The organism is Pseudonocardia sp. TRM90224 (assembly GCF_021245725.1).
Lineage (GTDB): Bacteria > Actinomycetota > Actinomycetes > Mycobacteriales > Pseudonocardiaceae > Pseudonocardia.
On the sequence record NZ_JAJGSX010000030.1, the window covers coordinates 1 to 19323 of the forward strand.

Below are 19323 nucleotides of genomic sequence, written 5' to 3' on the forward strand. Positions count from 1 at the left end.
CCGGCGGGCCGGGCCGCGCCCAGCACGGATTCACATCCCTCGTGGCGGCCCGGAGGGTCATGGCGGACTTTCCTGACCTTCCGTGCACCCGCGCCCCGTGCCCTCACGGAGCCGAGCCCTGCAGCGCTGCCGGCTGCGTCGAGGCGGGAGTCAGCGCCGGCCCCGTCCGCCGGGTGCGCAGCCACACCACGACCGTGACCGCGATCAGCAGCGCGCACGGCACCAGCATGATGGCCGACCCCACGCCGGCCGATCGGTCGAACCCGGCGAGTACGTCACCGCGCACGACGATCAGGAGCAGGAACGCCAGGGTGTTGTTGACCGCGTGGATCACGACGCCCAGCTCCAGCCCTCCGGTGCGCCACGTGATGAGCGCCAGCGTCACGCCGAACGTGAAGTAGTACAGGTTGAGCCACGGGTCGGCCGCCACGTGGATCACCATGAACACCAGGCTCGAAACCAGCACACCGATGACGAGCGCGGTGCGCGGCCCCCGGCTCCAGCTGGCCGCGATCCGGAAGGTGAGCCCGCGCAGGCCGTACTCCTCCCCGGCCGACTGCAAGGGCGTGAGCAGCACGGTCACGGCGAACATCGCGAAGAGGTCGGGCACCAGCCACAGCACCTCCGCGACGGGCTGCAGGACGCTGAGGTAGGTGAGGTAGATCGTCCAGATCGGCAGGATGATCAGCAACGAGCGGCCGAACACGTCCATCCGGAACAGCGACCGGACGGAGTGCAGTGAGGCGCCCCGCACGCCGTAGAGCCAGCGCTGCAGCACCATGCTCCACGGGATGAGCAGCGCGATCGCGAACAGCGTCGACGCGTGCGTCACGGGCGTGTACACGGTGCCGCCGAGCACCGGGTTCGATCGGCCGAGCATCGTGTCGATCAAGGCGCCGAGGAAGCTGAACCCGATGCTGAAGGCGAACAGCCCGCCGACCAGCAGCACGATCGCCACGATTCCGCGCACGATCCGGCGCTTCTCGCCGGCCAGGACGCGGTGGTACGGCACACCGTCCGGGACGGGCTGCGGCCCGCGGCGTGGTGGGGCGGCCGGTGGCGTGGGAGTCGCGATGGTCGCGGCTGGGCGGTCGTCCGTGCTCATGCCTCTACGGTGCCGTCGCGGGCGCCTGCGCGGCAGTGCACGAGCGCATGAAAGTACTGGCGATGTGCACTTTTCCCGATGACGCCTGTCATGTCGCCGCCGAGTTCAGGCGGCGATCCGCGGCAGCGGGACGAACGAGCGGGCGACGTCCGCGCAGAGCGGCTCGATGTCGGCGCGTCGGCTCTCGGTCGCGTCGCAGGTCACGGCCCAGCTCGCCTCGTTGCCCGGGTCGAGGATGCGGACCTGCATGCCCACCCGCGGCTCGGTGTCGCCGGGGCCGACCGGTTGGGTGAACTCGAGGTAGGCACCGCCGCCGCCGTTCACCTGCACGGCGTGCGACTCGTCGACCACGTGCCCGTCGTCGCTGAACTCCTGGCGCATCGCAGCGGCCAGCGACTCGCCGGAGAGGTCGCCGATCGGGCCGAGCGTGACCAGCACGAGGTCGGCCCGGCCGGGCGTGGAGACGTCGGCCAGCACCGCGCGCAGCGACCCGTTCGGGTTGCCGGAGAGGCTGCGATCCAGGCGGTCGGCCACCGCAGGGTCGGCCTGGCGCACCGCGGCGAGGAACTCGGCGGACGGCGTGCCGGCGCGCCACAGCTGCGTGTACGAGCCCGGCGTCGCGATCCGGAAGCTGCCGAGCCCGCTGGCGACGACGACGTCGTAGCCGATGAACCCGTCCGCCTTCTTCTGGCCGGTGAGCAGCTTGCCGGTCAGCTCGTCCGCGGTGACCGGCTTGGCCGTGTCGGCCCGCATCGTCGAGAGCACGGCGGGGAACCGGCCCGAGGCGTCGACGCTCGGCGTCGGCCCGGTGGTCGACGCGGTGGTGGGCGGAGCGGCCGGCCCGGGGGCTTCGGCGGCGGTGGGCGTCCCGACGACCGCCGTGGTGCACCCGCCCGTGAGCAATGCCGCCGCCAGCAGCAGCCCGGCCACGGGAATCGGTGATCGCATCCTGGGTCCCCCTTGTCCGTCCCCGGTCAGCCTGACGCCTGCCCCGGGCCGCGCGCCTCCGTAGCGCTACCTGTACTGACTCCTGAGAGCCCCCCGAGGTTGGGTCCAACCCCGAACTTCCCCACCGTTTTGCCAACCTGCACACCCAAAACGCCGTGTGAATGGGCAAAACGGTGGGGACCTTCTACCCGTCGTCGGCTGGCCGCGCTCTACCGGCCGTAGGAGGTTGGGTCAGGTGCGCTCGAGGAGCCACGGGTGCAGGTGTCGGTACCCGCGCACGGCGAGCGTGCGGAGGGGGCGCAGGGAGAACCGGTCGTCCGCCTCCAGCGCGGCGGCGAGCTCGCGGTCGACGAGCACCGAGTCGGGGCGCGCGTGCGCGGTGAGCCGCGACGCGATGTTCACCGCCTCGCCGTAGACGTCGCCGTAGCGCACGAGCACCCGCCCGGCCGCGAGCCCGATCCGCAGCTCCGGCAGCACGGGCTCGTCCCGGACCCGCTCCTGCAGGTCGAGCGCGATCAGCGCGGCGGTCGCGGCGTCGTCGGCCACGAACAGCACCTCGTCGCCGACGGTCTTGACGACCCTGCCCCGCCTGGCGGCGATCACCTCGGTGGTGCTCGACCCGAACCGCTCGATCATCTCGGCGAGCTCGCCCGGGGAGCGGCGGCGGGTGGTGCGCGTGAAGCCGACCATGTCGGCGAACCCGACGACGAGTGGCGCGGTGCCGTCCTCGTCGGTGTGCTCGGCCGCGACGAGCAGCCGGCTGATCGTCGCGGCGAGGTGCCGGCGCCAGACGTAGGACTGAAGCTCCTCCAGCGCCGGCAGGACCGTCCCGGCGATCCGCAGCGACTGCTCCGGGCCCGGCTCGACGCCGTCGATGAGCCGCATCAGCATCCCGACCTGCCATTCGGCCAGCCGCGACATCGACTGCGCCGTCGCCCGCGCGACGGCCTCGCGCACATCAGGATCCAGCACACCGGCCTCGGTCAGCCCGACCATGAGCCGGGCTGCGGCGAGGTCGCGGTCGGTGAAGAGCACCTCGTCGTCGGGGACCTCGGCGAAGCCGAGCGAGCGCCACAGCCGGTGGCCCTCCTCCGGCGTGATGCCGGCCTCCTCGGCGAGCTCCAGCCGGGTGTAGCGGCGCGGCCCACCCAGCACGACCTCTTCGAGCGCCTCGTCGAGCGGCGCGTCACCGGCGACGTGCCGCACTGCGCTGCTGCCCGCGCTGCTGACCGCGCTGCTGCCGAGCATCCGGTCGAGCGCCGCGAGCCACCCGGCCGCGCGGCCCCGCATCGCGATGGCCGGCCCCGGTCAGGACGTGGTGTGCACGATGAGCACGTCGACGCCGGAGCGGCGCGCGACGTCGGACGGCACCGACCCGAGCAGCCGCCCGCTGAGCGTGTTGAGCCCCTTGTTGCCGACGACGAGCAGGTCGGCGCCGGACTCGCGGACGGCGTTGCGCAGCACGTCGACGGGCGGGCCGTCGGCGGCGAGGGTGCGCACCTTGGACGCACCGGCGGCGACCGCGCGGTCCTCCGCCGTGCGCAGCGTCTCCTCGGCGGGCGTCCACCCGACCACGAGGTAGGCCTCGTCCTTCAGCGCGTCCTCCGCGCCGGCGGTCGACTCGCGCGACGCCGGCGTGTAGGCGCAGACGATCAGGAGCTCGGCGGCGCTGTCGGCGGCGACGGCCGCCGCCCTGTCGACCGCTGCGAGCGAGGTGGAGGAGCCGTCGGTGCCGACGACGATCGTGCGGTAGGCGGACATGGTGGCCTCCGGCGTTGGGGAACGCCCGAAGGCTACCGTCAGTAGCCCCCGCCCGTGCTCGCGGCCCGTTCACTCGATCGGACGAGCGATCCGGCCTGAACGACGTGCGTGATGCGCTGCGGCTCGGCGAGCACGCCGATGTCGGCCAGCGGGTCGCCGTCGAGCACGAGCAGGTCGGCGTGGGCCCCGACGTCGAGCGTGCCGATCTCGCCCTCCATGCCTAGCAGCCGGGCCGCGGTGCAGGTGGCGGCCTGGACGACGGCGAGCGGGCGCTGCACTTGCGCGCGGATGCGGAACTCGCGGTTCTGGTGGCGCTGCATCCCGCCGAGCAGGTCGGTGCCGTACGCGATCGTGACGCCGCCGCGGTCGGCGCGTTCCAGCGCGGCGAGCCCGGCGTCGAGCACCTCGGCGACCTTGCGCCAGCTGCCTTCCGGCAGGCCGAACTCGCGGCCCTCCTCCTGCAGCGCCCAGTACGTCACGAGCGTGGGCACGAGCACGGCGTCGTGCTCGCGGAAGAGCTCGACGCTGCGGTCGTCGATCAGGTTGCCGTGCTCGATGGAGCGCACGCCCAGCTCCAACGCCCGGTTGACGGCCCGCGCGGTGTAGGCGTGCGCGGCGACGTACCGGTTCGCGGCCCGCGCCTCCTCGACTGCGGCGCGGAGCTCGTCGTCGGAGTACTGCGTGGAGTCGATCCGGTCGGTGGGTGATGCGACGCCGCCGGACGCCATCACCTTGATGTGGTGGGCGCCTTTGCGCAGCTCGTCGCGCGCGGCGGCGCGCACGGCGTCGACGCCGTCGGCGATCCGGCTCAGTCCGGCGCAGCACGGGTGGTCGTCGCGCAGGTGCGTGCCGCGACTCCGGCCGTCGCCGTGGCCGCCGGTCTGACTGAGCGCGCGCCCGCAGAACCGCAACCGCGGGCCCCTGATCAGACCTTCCGCCTGTGCGTCGGCGAGGCCGAAGTCGGCACCCGCCGCGTCGCGGACGGTGGTGAAGCCGCGGTCGAGCATCTGGCCCATGATCCGCGCGGTGTGCGCGGCGACGTACGAGGGCGCCATCGTGTCGATCGCGGCGAGGTCGGCGGTGAGGGCCATGACGTGCACGTGCGCGTCGACCAGCCCCGGCATGACGACGGCGCCGCGCACGTCCAGCACCTGGACGTCCGGCGCGGACAGGCCGCTGCCGACCTCGGCGATGCGCCCGTCGACGCACCGCAGGTCGCCCTCGGTGAACGTGCCGGTCGTGACGTCCAGCAGCAGCGCGTTGCGGACGAGGAGGTCGCTCATGCCGTCATGTCCTTCGTGGTCGCGGCAGGCCCGCCGGTCTCGGTGAGGTCCTCCAGCGAGCGGCCGGCCGTCGACAACCCGAGCAGCACGACGCACACCACGCCGACGGTGAGCACGGCCGTCGTCAGCCCGAACACCCCGGCGAAGCCGAGCGAGGCCGCGGACACGCCGATGATCGTCGGCGCCAGGATGCTCCCGACCCGGCCGAACGCGCTGGACAGGCCCGTCCCGGTCGCGCGGATCCAGGTCGGGAACACCTCGGGGGTGTAGGAGTAGACGCCGGCGTAGGTGCCGTTGAGGAAGAACGAGAGCACCGCGCCGGCGACGGTGATCATGACCGGCGTCTCGGTCTGGCTCAGCCAGAACGCGCTGACCGCGGACCCCGCGAGGTAGAGCGCGATCGTGTTCTTGCGGTCGAGGCGCTCGGAGAGCCACGCCGCGGAGTAGTAGCCCGGGATCTGCGCCGCGTAGATGATGATCGAGAACTCGAAGCTCTTCGTCACCGTGATTCCGCGCTGCACGAGCAGCGTCGGGATCCAGGAGAAGAACCCGTAGTACGAGAACGTGATCACGAACCAGATCAGCCAGGTCACCGCCGTGCGCCTGCGCATCGAACGGCTCCAGAGGAACCGCAGGGCGCTGGGCAGCGTGACGGTGGGGGTTCGCGCGATCGGCACGGCCGCCGCCTCCGGCACGGGCGGCAGCGGCTCGCCGGTCGCCAGTTGAACCTTGCGCTCGATCTCGGCGACCACGGCCTCGGCCTCGTCGACGCGCCCGGTGGTGAGCAGGTAGCGCGGCGACTCCGGCAACGCGCGGCGCCACCACAGCAGCATCACGATCGGCACGGCGGTGATCAGCTGCGCAGCGCGCCAGCCCTCCGGCCCGAGCGGCACGACGAACCGGCCGATCAGCGCGGCGGCCACGAACCCGAAGGAGAAGAAGCCGGCGAGCGCCCCGATGAACCAGCCGCGCCGGTGCGCTGGCACGAACTCCGCCAGGAACGGCGCGATGATCGCGCTCTCGGCCCCGGTGCCCGCGCCGGCGAGCACGCGCGAGACGAGGAACCACTCGTAGTTGGGGGAGAAGGCCGCGACCACGGAGAACACCGCGTAGAACGCCAGCGCCCACATCATGACCTTCTTGCGGCCGACCCGGTCGCCCAGCAGGCCCGCCGCGACCGCGCCGAACAGGAACCCGAACGGCGTGGCCGAGCCGATCAGGCCGAGCTGCGCGTTGTCGAGCCCCCACTCCGCCTGCGCGCTGGGCAGCAGGAACGCGACGACCGCGGCGTCCATGCCGTCGAACGTGTAGCCGAGGCCGCCGATGAGCAGCAGGAGGTAGTGCGGACGGCTGAGCGGAAGACGGTCCAACCGGGCCACCAGCGTCATCCGCGGAATCTAGATCGCATAGCTCAGCAATGGCAACAGCTGCGTCGACAACGACGTAATGGCTGTTGTGAGCGCTCACATTCAGCCACGACGTCGTTGTCGACGGTTACCGTGGGCCGGCAGGACGGCCGGGCTGATCAAGCGGTAGCGGAGGCGTCCGTCGGCCGCGCGGCCGAGCGCACCCATCGTCGCCAGGACGCCGGCGAGGTCGTCGCGGCCGTCCAGGTAGGCCGTGCGGTGGTGCGCGGGCAGGCGGAAGAACACCTCGAAGAACGCCGGCACCTCGGCCGCCGGCATCCGCAGCAACGCCTCCAGTCCGATCCGGCGCAGGCGATGCACCGCGACGGCCTTCCACGACCAGACGACAGGATCGGCAGGTCTTCCCGCCGCGAGCGCCGCCGCGAGCGCCGGGGCCAGCCGGAACGCCGCGGCGAGGCTGAACCCGGTCGCGGGGTGCACCAGCGGGGCGGCGGCGCCGAAGCCGAGGACGCCGGGGGTGCGGTGGCGGGGCGAGTCGACCGGGAAGCGGACGCGCTCGACGGCCGCGCCGGCGGCGATCTCGACGCCGTGGTGGGCGAGACGCGCGCGCAGCCGCCGCTCCAGCACCGGCAACGGGAGCCCGGGGCGGCAGGCCAGCGAAGTCTCCTCGAGCATCGTCCGGCCGTCGCCGAGCGGGACGCCGTAGAGGAACGTGGGCCAGCCGGGCTCGCCGTGGTCGGCGCGCCAGTCCATGAACAGCGCCTCGCCCGGCGGCACCAGCGGTGTCGCATCGGGCACGACGAGCCCGAACGCCGTCTGCTCGGCCGGCACGGCCCGCCGACCAGCACGAAGAGGTTGCCGCCAGCCTCCGGCGTCGACGAGCGTCCGGGCGCGCAGCACCGTCCCGTCAGCCAGCCCGATGGCGCCGGGCCCGGCGAGACCGGTGGCGCTACCCGCGACGACGTCGACGCCGTGGGCCGCGAGCTCGGCGTCGAGGTGCGCGCGCAGGGCCGGGACGTCGATCACGGCGTAGTCGGTGTCGAGGACGTGCTCGGTCACCGCGACCACCCGGCCGCGGGCGCGAGCCGCGACCGGCACCCAGCTGGGCAACTGCTCGGCCCACGCGCCGTACGTCGCGCGCCAGGGCGCGTCAGGTGCGCGGTCGACGAGCCGCGTGGCCAGCCCGCGCCGCGCGCACTCCACGGCGAGCACCCGCCCGGCAGGCCCGCCGCCGACCACCAGCACGTCCACCCGGCCTAGTCTTCCGGGCTGTGAGTGATCGTGCGAAACGGGCGGCCCGGCGCTCGTGGGCGGCCGAGAGCGGGGCGGGGCTCGCCGCGAGCCCGTTCCGGGTGGATCGCGACCGGATCGCGGCATCGCCGTTCTTCGCCCGGCTCGCCGGGGTGACGCAGGTGGTCAGCCCCGCGGGCTCCGGGCTGCTGGTGCACAACCGGCTGACGCACAGCCTGCAGGTGGCGCAGGTGGCCAGGGCGATCGCGGAGCGGTTGGCCGGCGACCCCGACCCCGACGCCGACCTGGAGCGGCTCGGCGGTCTCGACACCGACGTCGTCGAGGCGGCGGCGCTCGCGCACGACCTCGGGCACCCGCCGTTCGGGCACCTCGGCGAGCAGGTGCTCGACCGGCTCGCCCGCGAGCGCGGGCTGGCCGACGGGTTCGAGGGCAACGCGCAGACGTTCCGCATCATCACGACCATCGACCTGCACGGCCCGGGCGGGACCGGTCTCGACCTCACCGCCGCCGTGCGCGCCGCGGTGCTCAAGTACCCGTGGGCGCGGTTCGGGTTCCCGCAGCCGCACCCGAGCACGGCCGCCGTCCCACCGCGCGGCGCCGGGTTGCTGCCGGGCGCGCCCGAGGCCGGCTCGTCGAAGTTCTCCTGCTACTCGACGGAGCTGGACGACCTCACCGACAGCAGGACGGCGTTCCCGGCGATCGAGCCGTGGCAGCAGACCGTCGAGGCGGCGGTGATGGATACCGCCGACGACATCGCCTATGCGATCCACGACCTCGAGGACTTCCACCGCGTCGGCGTCCTGCAGCAGGCGGGCGTGGCCGCGGAGCTGAACGGATGGCGGCGGGCCCGTCCGGCGTCGGGGCCGGGGTCGGACCTGGAGCGGCTGCGGCAGCGGATGCGGCAGAAGGACGCGTGGGCGTTCGACGACGACGCGTTCGCCGCGGCCGTCGACCGCGTGCGCACCGAGCTGGCCGACGGCCTGCTCGCGGTGTCGTTCGACGGTTCGATGGCCGCCGAGCGCGCGGTCGCGGAGTTCTCGGCCCGGTGGACGGCCCGGCTGGTCGGCGGCGTGCGGGTGCTCGCCGACCCGCCCGTGCGGTCCGGGCACGTCGCGCTCGACGTCGCGCAGTGGCACGAGGTGGCGGTGCTGAAGTTCGTGCACCAGCGGTTCGTCCTGCTGCGGGCCGACCTCGCCTCCCACCAGCGCGGGCAGGCCACGGTGCTGACCGGGCTGGTCGACGCGCTGCACGACTGGCTGGCCGAGGCGGGCGACGGGCCGCGCCTGCCGCCGCGACTGCACGACCTCGTCGAGCTGGCCCGCGGCGAGTTCGCGGCGCTGGCGTCGGCGGACCGGCTGGCCGACGTCGACGCGATGGCGCGCACGCGTGCCGTCGTCGACTACGTCGCGTCGCTCACCGACGGCCAGGCCGTCGCGCTCCTCGACGTGCTCGTCGGCCGCTCCGGCCGGCTCTGGACCGACGCCGCCGTGCTCTGAACGTGCAACTCGCCCGCCGAAACGCGCGACTCGCCCGCGGAAACGTGGGACTCGCCCGCGGAAACGTGGGACTCGCGTGTCCGCGGCGAGTCCCGCGTTTCGGTGCGCGTGTCCCGCGTTTCGGCGCGCGAGTGGCACGTTCTGGCGGGCGAGTGGCACGTTCGGGCGGGTGAGTTCTGCGTTTCGGGGTCAGAGGGCGCCGGTGGCGAGGAGGCCGCCGTCGACGCGGACGGTCTCGCCGGTGATCCACGAGGCCTCGTCGGAGACGAGGAACCCGACGAGCGCCGCGACGTCCTCGGGGGTGCCCAGGCGCTTCATCGGGTAGCCGGCGCTGGCCTTCTCCTCGCCCTGGGCGTAGAGGGCGGTGGCGAACCTCGTCTTCACGACGGCGGGGGCGACGGCGTTGACCCTGATCCCGGGGCCGAGCTGCCAGGCGAGCTCCTCGGTGAGCCGGATCAGGGCCGCCTTCGACGCGCCGTACGCCGAGATCACGCCCGACGAGCGCAGGCCCGCGACCGACGCGAGGTTCACGATCGCGCCGCCGTGCTCGGCCATCCACGCCCGGTACGCGAGCTGCACGTACCCGAGCGCCGCGACGACGTTGACGTCGAAGATCTTGCGGACGGCGTCGAGGTCGGCGTCCATCAGGAATCCGTAGCTGGGGTTGATCCCCGTGTTGTTGACCAGGATGCCCAGCCCGCCGAACTTCTCGACCGTGCGCTCGACCGCCTCGGCGCGGGAGTCGGCCGATCCGGCGTTGCCGGGCACGGCGAGCACACGGCCCTCGTCGCCGCCGGCGGCGTCGCTGACCAGCTTCTCCGCGGCAGCCGCGAGCTCGTCGGGCTTGCGCGCGGTGATCGTCACCGACGCGCCGCGGGACAGCAGCTCGGTGGCGATGGCGAACCCGATGCCGCGGCTTGCGCCGGTCACGAGCGCGGCTCTCCCGGTGAGATCAGTCATGCCGGGCACCCTACGTCCCGAAACCGGTCGACCATGCCGGTAACCTGATGGCGTGATCCGGATCGAGTAGTGGCCCTTCCTTGGCCCTCGTACGCCCGCCGGACACCACTTCTGGAGCTTTCTCGTGATCACCGCAACCGACCTGGAACTGCGTGCCGGGTCCCGGATCCTGCTGTCCGGTGCCACCCTGCGCGTCCAGCCGGGCGACCGCATCGGCCTCGTCGGGCGTAACGGCGCCGGCAAGACCACGTCGATGCGCGTGCTGGCGGGTGAGGGCGAGCCCTACGGCGGCGCGGTCGGGGCCAACAGCCCGGTCGGCTACCTCCCGCAGGACCCGCGCGAGGGCGACCTCGGGATCAGCGCGAAAGACCGCGTGCTCTCCGCGCGCGGGCTCGACGAGATGCTGCGCAAGATGGAGAAGGCCCAGACGGCGATGGCCGAGCTGGTCGACGGCACGCAGAACGACAAGGCCGTCCGCGAGTACGGGCGGATCGAGGAGCGTTTCTCCGCGCTCGGCGGCTACGCGGCCGAGAGCGACGCCGCCCGGATCTGCGCCCACCTCGGCCTGCCGGAGCGCGTGCTCAACCAGGAGATGTCGACGCTCTCGGGCGGCCAGCGCCGCCGCGTCGAGCTGGCCCGCATCCTGTTCGCGGCGTCCGACGGTGGTGGTGGCGGCGCGCCGAGCGCCACCACGCTGCTGCTCGACGAGCCCACCAACCACCTCGACGCCGATTCGATCACGTGGCTGCGTTCCTTCCTGATGGCGCACGACGGCGGGCTCGTGGTGATCAGCCACGACACCGACCTGCTCGCGGCCGTTGTGAACAAGGTGTGGTTCCTCGACGCGACGCGCGGCGAGGTCGACATCTACAACATGGACTGGAAGCGCTACCAGGAGGCGCGCGCCACCGACGAGAAGCGCCGTCGCCGAGAGCGGGCCAACGCCGAGAAGAAGGCCGCCGTCCTGCACACGCAGGCGTTGAAGATGGGCGCGAAGGCCACCAAGGCGGTCGCGGCCAAGAACATGGCCCGCCGCGCCGACCAGATGCTGGCCGCGCTGGAGCCGGAACGGAAGAACGACCGGGTCGCCAAGATCCGGTTCCCCGCGCCGGCCCCGTGCGGGCGCACCCCGCTCACGGCAGAAGGGCTCTCGAAGGCGTTCGGCTCGCTCGAGGTGTTCACCGGCGTCGACCTCGCCGTCGACCGCGGGGCCAAGGTCGTCGTGCTCGGGCTCAACGGCTCCGGCAAGACCACCCTGCTGCGGCTGCTCGCCGGCACCGAGCAGCCCGACGCCGGCCGCGTTGTGCCCGGCCACGGCCTGCGTACCGGCTACTTCGCGCAGGAGCACGACACGCTCGACATGAACGCGAGCGTCTGGGAGAACGTGCGCCACGCCTCCCCGGACACCCCGGAGCAGCAGCTGCGCACGCTGCTCGGCTCGTTCATGTTCTCCGGCGAGCAGCTCTCGCAGCTCGCCGGCACGCTCTCCGGTGGCGAGCGCACCAGGCTCGCACTCGCTGGCCTGGTGTCGAGCTCGGCCAACGTGCTGCTGCTCGACGAGCCGACGAACAACCTCGACCCGGCCAGTCGCGAGCAGGTGCTCGACGCGCTGCGGCGCTTCGCGGGGGCCGTCGTGCTCGTCACGCACGACCCCGGAGCGGTCGAGGCGCTGGAGCCCGACAAGGTCATCGTGCTGCCCGACGGCACGGAGGATCTCTGGTCGGCGGAGTACCTCGAGCTCGTCCAACTCGCCTGAGGAACGGTCGTCGCAGGTCCCGGCCCTGACACGTCGGGGTGGCCTGATCGGATGATCCGAACGGGATGATGACCACCCGATCGGACACGCGCGGCGCAGCGCTATGCCCTCCCGCATCGTCCGCGCGGGTCGATCACGGCGACTCGATCCACTTCTGGGGTGACCAGCCGATGGCGTCGGGGTGACGAGCGGATGATCGCGGCGTGCGAATGATCACCCGTCCGCGTGATCCATTCGGGCGAACCGCTCACCGATCATCGAGTGGATCTCCTGGATCGCGCCTACCAGCGTGGACGATCATTGCCGCACCGAGGAGCCGACCGGCCCCGGTTCGCGGTCCGCCGCGACGGCTTGGAGGAGGTCAGCATGGCCGACCTGAAGAAGGGCGCCCGCATCACCGGCACCCAACGGGACAAGCTCGCGACCGATCTGAAGAAGAAGTACGAGAAGGGCGCGAGCATCCGGGCGCTCGCCGAGCAGACGGGACGGTCCTACGGGTTCGTGCACCGCGTGCTCAGCGAGACGGGGGTGACCCTTCGCGGCCGCGGCGGCGCGACCCGCACCAAGAAGAAGTAGCCCGACAGCCGGTGTGATTACCGGGCGGTAGCCTCGTCGAGTGACGACGGCATCGATCGACCAGGACCTCCTGCAGCGCGGTGGGCTCACGCTCGCCGTGGACGGCGCGGTGGCGACCATCTCGCTTGCGCGTCCGGAGGTGCTGAACGCGCAGACGCCCACCACGTGGGACGCGTTGCGTGCGATCGGTGAAGGGCTGCCGGACGAGGTCAGAGTCGTCGTGGTCCGCGGAGAGGGACGTGCCTTCTCCGCGGGTCTCGACAAGCGGTTCTTCACCGCGACCGAGGTGGACGGTTCGCCAGGGCTCGCCAGCATCGCGAGCCGCCCCGAGGCGGACGTGGACACCGCGATCGCGGGGTTCCAGTCCGGGTTCTCGTGGCTCCGGCACCCGTCCCGGCTCACCGTGGCCGCGGTGCAGGGCCACGCGATCGGTGGCGGGTTCCAGCTCGCGCTGGCCTGTGACCTGCGCGTCGTCGCCGACGACGTGCAGTTCTGCATGGCCGAGCCGAGCCTGGGCATCGTGCCCGACCTCGGTGGCACGTACCCGCTGGTGCAGGCCGTGGGGTACGCGCGCGCCGTCGAGATCTGCCTCACCGGGCGCCGCGTCGGTGCCGACGAGGCCGTCTCGACAGGGCTCGCGCTGCGCGCCGTGCCGCGGGCCGAGCTGGACGCCGCCGTCGAGGAGCTCGTGCGCTCCGTCGTCGCGCTGCCTGCTGCGGCGTCGATCGCGATGCTCGGGCTGCTCAACGGCATCGCGGAGGGTCGCGACCCGGCCGCGGCGCTGGCCGCTGAGCGGGCCGCACAGGTGCAGCTCCTGAAGGCGATCACCGGAAACCCAGGCCGCGTTTAGGAAGTCCTGATCGCGCTCTTCGCGCCCAGATCGACGCTGGCGGCGTTGCCGCCACGACCGGGTACGTCAAGTACGACGGCTCGTGGCGGCGCCTTGCCAGCGACGATCTGGATCACGAAGAGCATCGACCCTGACTTCCTAAACACGACCTGGCCGGCAGGACTTTTCGACCCTTCTCGCGCGTTGTTGCGTACCGATTGCAACGGTGTAAGTGGGAGGGGCCTGCCGTGGAGCGACCCATCGGGATCATGCGGGGTGTCCTGCGCGGGGCCGACGCCCCGACGTCGGTCAAGAAGGGCACCATCCCGCGCATCTGGACGTTCGCGCGTCCCTACCGCGGGTGGCTGCTCGCGTTCCTGCTGCTCACGGTCGTCTCCGCGACAGTCGGTGTGCTGACGCCCGTGCTCGCCGGCCGCGTGGTCAACACGATCGTCGCCGGCGGCGACGTCTCCGCCGCGGCCGGTGTGGTGATCGGGTTGGCGGCGTCGATCGCGGCGTTGGCCGTCCTGGAAGCGATCGTCGGGCTCTGCTCGCGCTGGTTCTCCTCGCGCATCGGCGAGGGCCTGATCGTCGACCTGCGGCGCGCGGTGTTCGAGCACGTCCAGCGGATGCCGGTGGCGTTCTTCACCCGCACCCGCACCGGCGCGCTGGTCAGCCGGCTGAACAACGACGTGATCGGCGCGCAGTCGGCGATCACCTCGACGCTCGCAACAGTGCTGAGCAACTCGATCCAGCTGACGCTCGCGCTCGCGGTGATGATCGGGCTGGCGTGGCAGGTCACGCTGCTCGCACTGCTGCTGTTGCCGATCTTCGTGCTGCCGGCCCGCCGGATGGGCCGGACGATCGCCGACCTGCGCCGCGAGTCGGCCGACCTGAACGCCGGCATGAGCACCCAGATGACCGAGCGGTTCTCCGCGCCCGGCGCGACGCTCGTGAAGCTCTTCGGGCGGCCCGACGAGGAGGCCGCGGAGTTCGGCGAGCGCGCGGTGCGCGTCCGCGACATCGGGGTGCGTACCGCGATGGTCTCCCGCGTGTTCGTGACGGCGTTGTCGCTGGTCTCGGCGCTGGCCCAGGCGCTCGTGTACGGGCTGGGCGGCTATCTCGCCGTGACGGGCGTGCTCGAGCCGGGCACGGTCGTCACGCTCGCGCTCCTGCTGACGCGCCTGTACACCCCGATGACAGCGCTGGCGAACGCGCGTGTCGACGTGATGACCGCGCTGGTGTCGTTCGAGCGGGTCTTCGAGGTGCTCGACCTGGAACCGATGATCGCCGAGCGGCCCGGGGCGCGCGAGCTGCCCGCCGGTCCGGTCTCGGTGCGGCTGCGGGACGTCCGGTTCGGCTACCCGAGTGCCGAGCAGGTGTCGCTGGCGTCGCTGGAGGACGTCGCCGTGCTCGACCAGCGGTCCAACGACGAGGTGCTGCACGGGATCGACCTGGAGGTGGGCGGCGGGCAGCTGCTCGCGCTCGTCGGGTCGTCCGGAGCAGGGAAGTCGACGATCGCGGCGCTGGTGCCGCGGCTCTACGACGTGGACGGCGGCGCCGTCGAGCTGGCCGGGGTCGACGTGCGCGACCTGAAGTTCGCGGCGCTGCGCGGTGCCGTCGGGGTGGTCACCCAGGACGGGCACCTGTTCCACGACACGATCCGCGCCAACCTGCGCTACGCGGCGCCGGAGGCGACCGATGCGGAGCTGGTGGACGCGTTGCAGCGGGCCCGGCTCGGTGAGCTGCTCGCGTCGCTGCCCGACGGGCTGGACACCGTGGTGGGCGAGCGCGGCTACCGGCTCTCCGGCGGGGAACGCCAGCGGCTGACGATCGCGCGGCTGCTGCTGGCGAAGCCGCGGGTGGTGATCCTCGACGAGGCCACCGCGCACCTCGACTCCGAGAGCGAGGCTGCGGTGCAGGCGGCGCTGGTGGAAGCCCTCTCAGGGCGGACGGCGATCGTGATCGCGCACCGGCTCTCCACGATCAGGGCGGCCGACACGATCGCGGTGATCGAGCACGGCGACGTCGTCGAGCGCGGGAGGCACGACGAGCTGCTCGCCGCGGGCGGACGCTACGCCGATCTGTACCACACCCAATTCGCCGACACGCAGTTCGCCGACGACCCCGGCGTGATCGAGCCGACGGGGATCGCGTGCGGCATCGAAGGGTGCACGGTCGTGCACCGCGAGGAGCATCTCGTCAGCTGACGGACGGCAGCCCGTCGACCCCGTCGACCCTGTCGCCCGCGGCCAGGGGCAGGTGCGGGTCGGCGGGCACCTGGTCGCCGTTCAGCGTGACGGTGGTCGTCCCGTCCAGTGCGAGGCCGGCGGCAGCGACCGCTTCCGCGAGCGTTGCCGCCCGCACGTGCTGCCCGCCGACGAGCACCTCGGGTGCCGGGCGGGCGAGCGCTGCCGCGTAGTCGTCGGCGGTGTTGACGTTGACGACCGAGTCGAGCGCCGGGTCGAGCCGCGCCAGCTCGGCGTCCTGCAGCAGTGCGGCGTCGTCCAGGCGGGCGACCGCGCAGTGCTCGTAGAGCATGCCGGGACGGAGGTTGCCGGCGGCCAGCAGCTGCGTGACGGTCAGCGCGAGCGACGTGCGGTAGGCCGCAGCGAGCGGTTGCCGGAACCCGCCTGTCACCGGGAGCACGATGTCCGGCGGCGGATCCGCCTCCGCGAAGCCGCGCAGCACCCTGCGGACGAACGCGGGATGCAGGAACGGCATGTCCGTCGAGCAGACGAACGCCGCCGGCCACTGGTCACCCACCGCAGTCAGACCCGCGGCGAGGCCCTGCATCGGACCCAACCCTTCGACGGGGTCGGCGACGACCTCGACCCCGGCCGGGAGCCGCGGGAGGAGCTGGCCGGGCGCGCCCACCACCAGCACCGGGCCGCCCAGCGTGCGACGCAGCAACGCCGCCGTCCGGTACAGCAGCGTTGATCCGTGCCACGCCAACCCGGCCTTCGCCGTACCCATCCGAGACGACCGACCGCCCGCCACCACGATCCCCGCCGTCTCCGCGGCCCCGACGCCCACAGCGCCACCCTAACCACGAACTTCCCCACCGTTTTGCCAACCTGCACGGCCTCGGAGGTCTGCAAGTTGGCAAAACGGTGGGGAAGTTTTGTCGATGTGGGGGTGGTGCGTTCGTTCAGGTAGGTAACCGACGAGCGGAGGCGTGATGAAGGTGGTTCTGGACGGGCTGGCGATCGGGGAGTCGCCGCGCTGGCACGACGGCAGGCTGTGGTTCTGCAACTGGGGGCCCGACGAGCTGGTCGCGATGACTCCTGACGGCGAGCACGAGGTGGTCGCGCTCGATCCCTCGGTGCGCCCGCACTCGATCGAGTGGCTCCCGGACGGCCGGATGCTGGTCGTCCCCAAGGACCCCGAGCACCAGGGGCTCCTGCTGCGGGTCGAGCCCGACGGCGGGATCGCCGTGCACGCCGACCTGCGCCCGATCGCGGCCGGGTGGAACGAGATCGTCGTCGACGGCCGCGGCAACGTCTACGTGAACGGCAGCGACTTCGACTTCCTCGGGTTCCTGAAGGGGAGGTGGAGTTCGTGCCGGGCGTCATCGCGCTGGTCACCGCGGACGGCGAGGTGCGCCAAGTGGCGGAGGGCATCGAGTTCGGCAACGGCATGGTGGTGACACCGGACAACACGACGCTGATCGTCGCGGAGTCGTTCGGCCGCAGGCTGAGCGCGTTCGACATCGCCGCCGACGGCGGGCTCTCGGGCCGTCGGGTGTGGGCCGACGGCATCGGGCCCGACGGCATCACGATCGACGCCGAGGGCGCGATCTGGACGTCGTCGGATTCGATGCAGAGCGACTGCGTGCGGATCCGGGAGGGCGGGGAGGTGCTGGATCGGTTCGAGCTCGACCGCAGCCCGTTCGCCTGCATGCTCGGCGGGCCCGACCGCTCGACCCTCTACGTGATGGCCGCCGAATGGCATCCGGAAGATCCGTTCGGGGACCGCCGCACCGGGCAGGTGCTAGCCATCGACGCGCCGTCGCCCGGGGTCGGGTGGCCGTGAGCCGCTACAGGGCCGCGATCCAGCGGTGTCCCGGGTGTACGCGGGCGAGCAGCTCGGTCAGGGTCGCGCGCTGCGCCGAGGTCAGGCGGGGGACCGTCGCCTCGAAGTCTGCTTGGTCCTTCTGCCGGTCGTTCTTGGCCTTGAACAGCAGGACCAGCTCGGGTGCCAGGTACGGGATGCCGTCGCGGGTGTGATGGATGATCTCGCTGTAGGGGAGCCGGATCCCCTCATCGCGCCGGCAGATCCAGGTGTCGCCGTCGTGCGGTTCGCGGAACACGTCGAGCAGGTAGTTCCCGGTGGCCGGGTCGCGCAGCCACGTCTGGTGCACGGCCGACAGCACCTCCGGTGTGGGGTCCGCCCAGATCCGACCGCTGCCGGCCGCGTCGAAGACGTATCCGGGCAAGCGGTGACGCAGTTCTGGGAACCCCGCGGCCGGGATCGCGATCTCGATGTCTCCATGAGCGCGCGTCTGCCTGCCGTGGAACAGGTCCAGCGCCCAGCCGGCGGCCACGTACCACGGGGCGTCGATCCCGGCCAGCCGCTGCGCGACCTCGTGCGGGGTCCAGCAGGATGACCACCTGACGTGGAGGGCCTCGATGTCGTCGGGTGACAACTCGGTGCCGCCGCTGGGCAGTTGCTCGCTCACCGCAGGAACCTATCGCCGAAGTCGATGTGTTTCTGACGCCCTGACCGTGGTCCCACCCGTCGCGCGCTCGGTTTCCGGCACAGGTCGGCGGTGTGTCATCGTGCCCGCATGGGAGGTGGCGGGGGTGACACCGCGGGCCGGCCGCTGCCGCCGGTGGGCTGGGCGGAGGTCGGGGTCGAGGCCGGGTACCGGCGGGCCCGGTTCGTGACGTCGGTCGCGCTCGCGGTCATGCTGCTGACCAGCGTCGCGATGCCGGCGATCGGGCTGATCGAGGAGGAGCGCCCCGCGTGGCTGGTGCTCGGTGCGCTGGGCATCGTGCTGTTCGCCGCGGGCCTCGGGTTCGCGATGGTGGGGGAGTTCGTGCCGCGCCACCGCGGGCAGCGGTTCGCGGTGCCGGCGTTCGTGCTCGGCGCCGTCTTGTCGGTGCCGCTGGTCGGGCCGCTCGGCGCGGTGGCCGACGAGTGGGAGAGCTGGGCGTGGGTGGGCGCGGCGATCGTCGGCGCGATGCCGTTGCTGGTGCGCTTTGCGTTCCCGGTCGTGGCAGCCGTGGCGGTCATCGTGCTGGCGGTCGGCGTCTCGGCGGCGATCGGCTGGTTGAACGGCGGGCCGCTGCTGCGCTACGTCGTGATCACCGGCGGCATCGGACTGGGGTTGGCGCTGGTCAACGGCCTGCAGATCTGGCTGTGGCGGCTCGTCGTGCAGGCCCGCGACGGGCAGGACGCGATCGCGCGGCTCACCGCGACCGAGGAGCGGCTGCGCTTCGCCCGCGACGTGCACGACGTGCTCGGCCACGACCTCTCGGTGATCGCGCTCAAGGCCGAGCTGGTGGCGCGCCTCTGCCCGATCGACGTCGAGCGGGCCGGCGCCGAGGCCGCCGAGATCCAGCAGCTCGCCGCCGCCGCGCTCGGGCACGTCCGGCAGGCCGTGCACGGCTACCGCACCGTCGAGCTGCGGGAACAGCTGAAGACCGCGGAGCGGGTGCTCTCCTCGGCCGGGGTGCGGTGCACCATCCGCGTCACCGAGGGCGAGCTGCCGGCGGAGTCGGCCCACCTCTCGCCCGTGCTGCGCGAGGCCGTGACGAACATGCTGCGCCACAGCCGCGCCGTAAGCTGCACGATCGATGTGGACGCGACGACCGAGCACGTGCGGATGACCGTGACGAACGACGGGGTCCTGCCGGCTGCGCCCGACGAGCGCAGCTCGGGGCTGCGCGGGCTCACCGAGCGGCTCGCCGAGGTCGGCGGCACGCTGACCACGCACGTTGCCGCTGGCACGTTCACGCTGGTGACGGTCCTGCCTCGATGATCAAG

18 protein-coding genes are annotated in these 19323 nt (G+C 72.5%); 8 read left to right on the forward strand and 10 right to left on the reverse strand.

Annotated elements, in window-relative coordinates:
• Window positions 1-103: 103 nt before the first annotated feature.
• From LL648_RS30745 to LL648_RS30775, 7 genes are all read right to left on the reverse strand, one after another.
• Window positions 104-1105: a CPBP family intramembrane glutamic endopeptidase gene (locus tag LL648_RS30745; RefSeq protein ID WP_232666280.1), complete on the reverse strand. Its 1002-nt coding sequence runs from the start codon at window positions 1103-1105 to the stop codon at window positions 104-106.
• A 105-nt stretch (window positions 1106-1210) separates the two neighbouring features.
• Window positions 1211-2053 carry a hypothetical protein gene (locus LL648_RS30750; protein ID WP_232666281.1) on the reverse strand — a complete coding sequence of 281 codons (843 nt, stop codon included), beginning with the start codon at window positions 2051-2053 and terminating at the stop codon, window positions 1211-1213.
• A gap of 231 nt (window positions 2054-2284) precedes the next feature.
• On the reverse strand, window positions 2285-3343 hold the full coding sequence (locus tag LL648_RS30755; protein ID WP_232666282.1) for an adenylate/guanylate cyclase domain-containing protein: 1059 nt from the start codon (window positions 3341-3343) through the stop codon (window positions 2285-2287).
• Window positions 3344-3361: 18 nt separating this feature from the next.
• Complete coding sequence (locus LL648_RS30760) at window positions 3362-3814, reverse strand: universal stress protein (protein ID WP_232666283.1); 453 nt, start codon at window positions 3812-3814, stop codon at window positions 3362-3364.
• A gap of 38 nt (window positions 3815-3852) precedes the next feature.
• Complete coding sequence (locus tag LL648_RS30765) at window positions 3853-5097, reverse strand: metal-dependent hydrolase family protein (protein ID WP_232666284.1); 1245 nt, start codon at window positions 5095-5097, stop codon at window positions 3853-3855.
• Window positions 5094-6485 carry an MFS transporter gene (locus LL648_RS30770; RefSeq protein ID WP_232666285.1) on the reverse strand — a complete coding sequence of 464 codons (1392 nt, stop codon included), beginning with the start codon at window positions 6483-6485 and terminating at the stop codon, window positions 5094-5096. Before LL648_RS30770 ends, LL648_RS30765 begins: the two co-directional genes overlap by 4 nt.
• An 81-nt stretch (window positions 6486-6566) precedes the next feature.
• Window positions 6567-7715: a lycopene cyclase family protein gene (locus LL648_RS30775; protein ID WP_232666286.1), complete on the reverse strand. Its 1149-nt coding sequence runs from the start codon at window positions 7713-7715 to the stop codon at window positions 6567-6569.
• Window positions 7716-7735: 20 nt separating this feature from the next.
• On the opposite strand from LL648_RS30775, the gene LL648_RS30780 reads away from it, so the two are divergent.
• Window positions 7736-9211, forward strand: coding sequence for a deoxyguanosinetriphosphate triphosphohydrolase family protein (locus LL648_RS30780; RefSeq protein ID WP_232666287.1), 1476 nt, complete (start codon window positions 7736-7738; stop codon window positions 9209-9211).
• A gap of 189 nt (window positions 9212-9400) precedes the next feature.
• On the opposite strand, the gene LL648_RS30785 is transcribed toward LL648_RS30780, so the two are convergent.
• The gene (locus LL648_RS30785; protein WP_232666288.1) at window positions 9401-10171 is read right to left on the reverse strand and encodes an SDR family oxidoreductase; all 771 of its coding nucleotides are present in this window, start codon (window positions 10169-10171) and stop codon (window positions 9401-9403) included.
• Between the two features lie 124 nt (window positions 10172-10295).
• Between LL648_RS30785 and LL648_RS30790 the strand changes: the two genes are divergently transcribed.
• The 4 genes from LL648_RS30790 to LL648_RS30805 all read left to right on the forward strand — a co-directional run bounded on the left by LL648_RS30790 (window position 10296) and on the right by LL648_RS30805 (window position 15542).
• Window positions 10296-11927 carry an ABC-F family ATP-binding cassette domain-containing protein gene (locus LL648_RS30790; protein WP_232666289.1) on the forward strand — a complete coding sequence of 544 codons (1632 nt, stop codon included), beginning with the start codon at window positions 10296-10298 and terminating at the stop codon, window positions 11925-11927.
• Between the two features lie 366 nt (window positions 11928-12293).
• Complete coding sequence (locus tag LL648_RS30795) at window positions 12294-12503, forward strand: helix-turn-helix domain-containing protein (RefSeq protein WP_028932228.1); 210 nt, start codon at window positions 12294-12296, stop codon at window positions 12501-12503.
• A 40-nt stretch (window positions 12504-12543) separates the two neighbouring features.
• Window positions 12544-13353, forward strand: coding sequence for an enoyl-CoA hydratase/isomerase family protein (locus tag LL648_RS30800; RefSeq protein ID WP_232666290.1), 810 nt, complete (start codon window positions 12544-12546; stop codon window positions 13351-13353).
• 248 nt (window positions 13354-13601) lie between these two features.
• Window positions 13602-15542 carry an ABC transporter ATP-binding protein gene (locus LL648_RS30805; protein WP_232666386.1) on the forward strand — a complete coding sequence of 647 codons (1941 nt, stop codon included), beginning with the start codon at window positions 13602-13604 and terminating at the stop codon, window positions 15540-15542.
• Here LL648_RS30805 and mobA read toward each other — a convergent pair.
• Window positions 15535-16368 (reverse strand): molybdenum cofactor guanylyltransferase, encoded by an 834-nt coding sequence (gene mobA, locus LL648_RS30810; RefSeq protein ID WP_232666291.1) that lies wholly within the window; start codon window positions 16366-16368, stop codon window positions 15535-15537. The genes LL648_RS30805 and mobA overlap by 8 nt on opposite strands.
• A 145-nt stretch (window positions 16369-16513) precedes the next feature.
• Between mobA and LL648_RS30815 the strand changes: the two genes are divergently transcribed.
• Together LL648_RS30815 and LL648_RS30820 are read left to right on the forward strand one after the other, a co-directional pair.
• Window positions 16514-16981, forward strand: coding sequence for an SMP-30/gluconolactonase/LRE family protein (locus LL648_RS30815; protein WP_232666292.1), 468 nt, complete (start codon window positions 16514-16516; stop codon window positions 16979-16981).
• Window positions 16894-17367 (forward strand): SMP-30/gluconolactonase/LRE family protein, encoded by a 474-nt coding sequence (locus LL648_RS30820; RefSeq protein ID WP_232666293.1) that lies wholly within the window; start codon window positions 16894-16896, stop codon window positions 17365-17367. The genes LL648_RS30815 and LL648_RS30820 overlap by 88 nt, the downstream gene beginning before the upstream one ends.
• A 4-nt stretch (window positions 17368-17371) precedes the next feature.
• Here LL648_RS30820 and LL648_RS30825 read toward each other — a convergent pair whose 3' ends face one another.
• Window positions 17372-18013, reverse strand: a complete 642-nt coding sequence (locus tag LL648_RS30825) for a nucleotidyltransferase domain-containing protein (protein WP_232666294.1) — start codon at window positions 18011-18013, stop codon at window positions 17372-17374.
• A gap of 108 nt (window positions 18014-18121) precedes the next feature.
• Between LL648_RS30825 and LL648_RS30830 the strand changes: the two genes are divergently transcribed.
• A complete protein-coding gene (locus LL648_RS30830; RefSeq protein ID WP_232666295.1) occupies window positions 18122-19318 on the forward strand; it encodes a sensor histidine kinase in 1197 nt (398 codons plus the stop codon).
• Window positions 19319-19323: the final 5 nt, after the last annotated feature.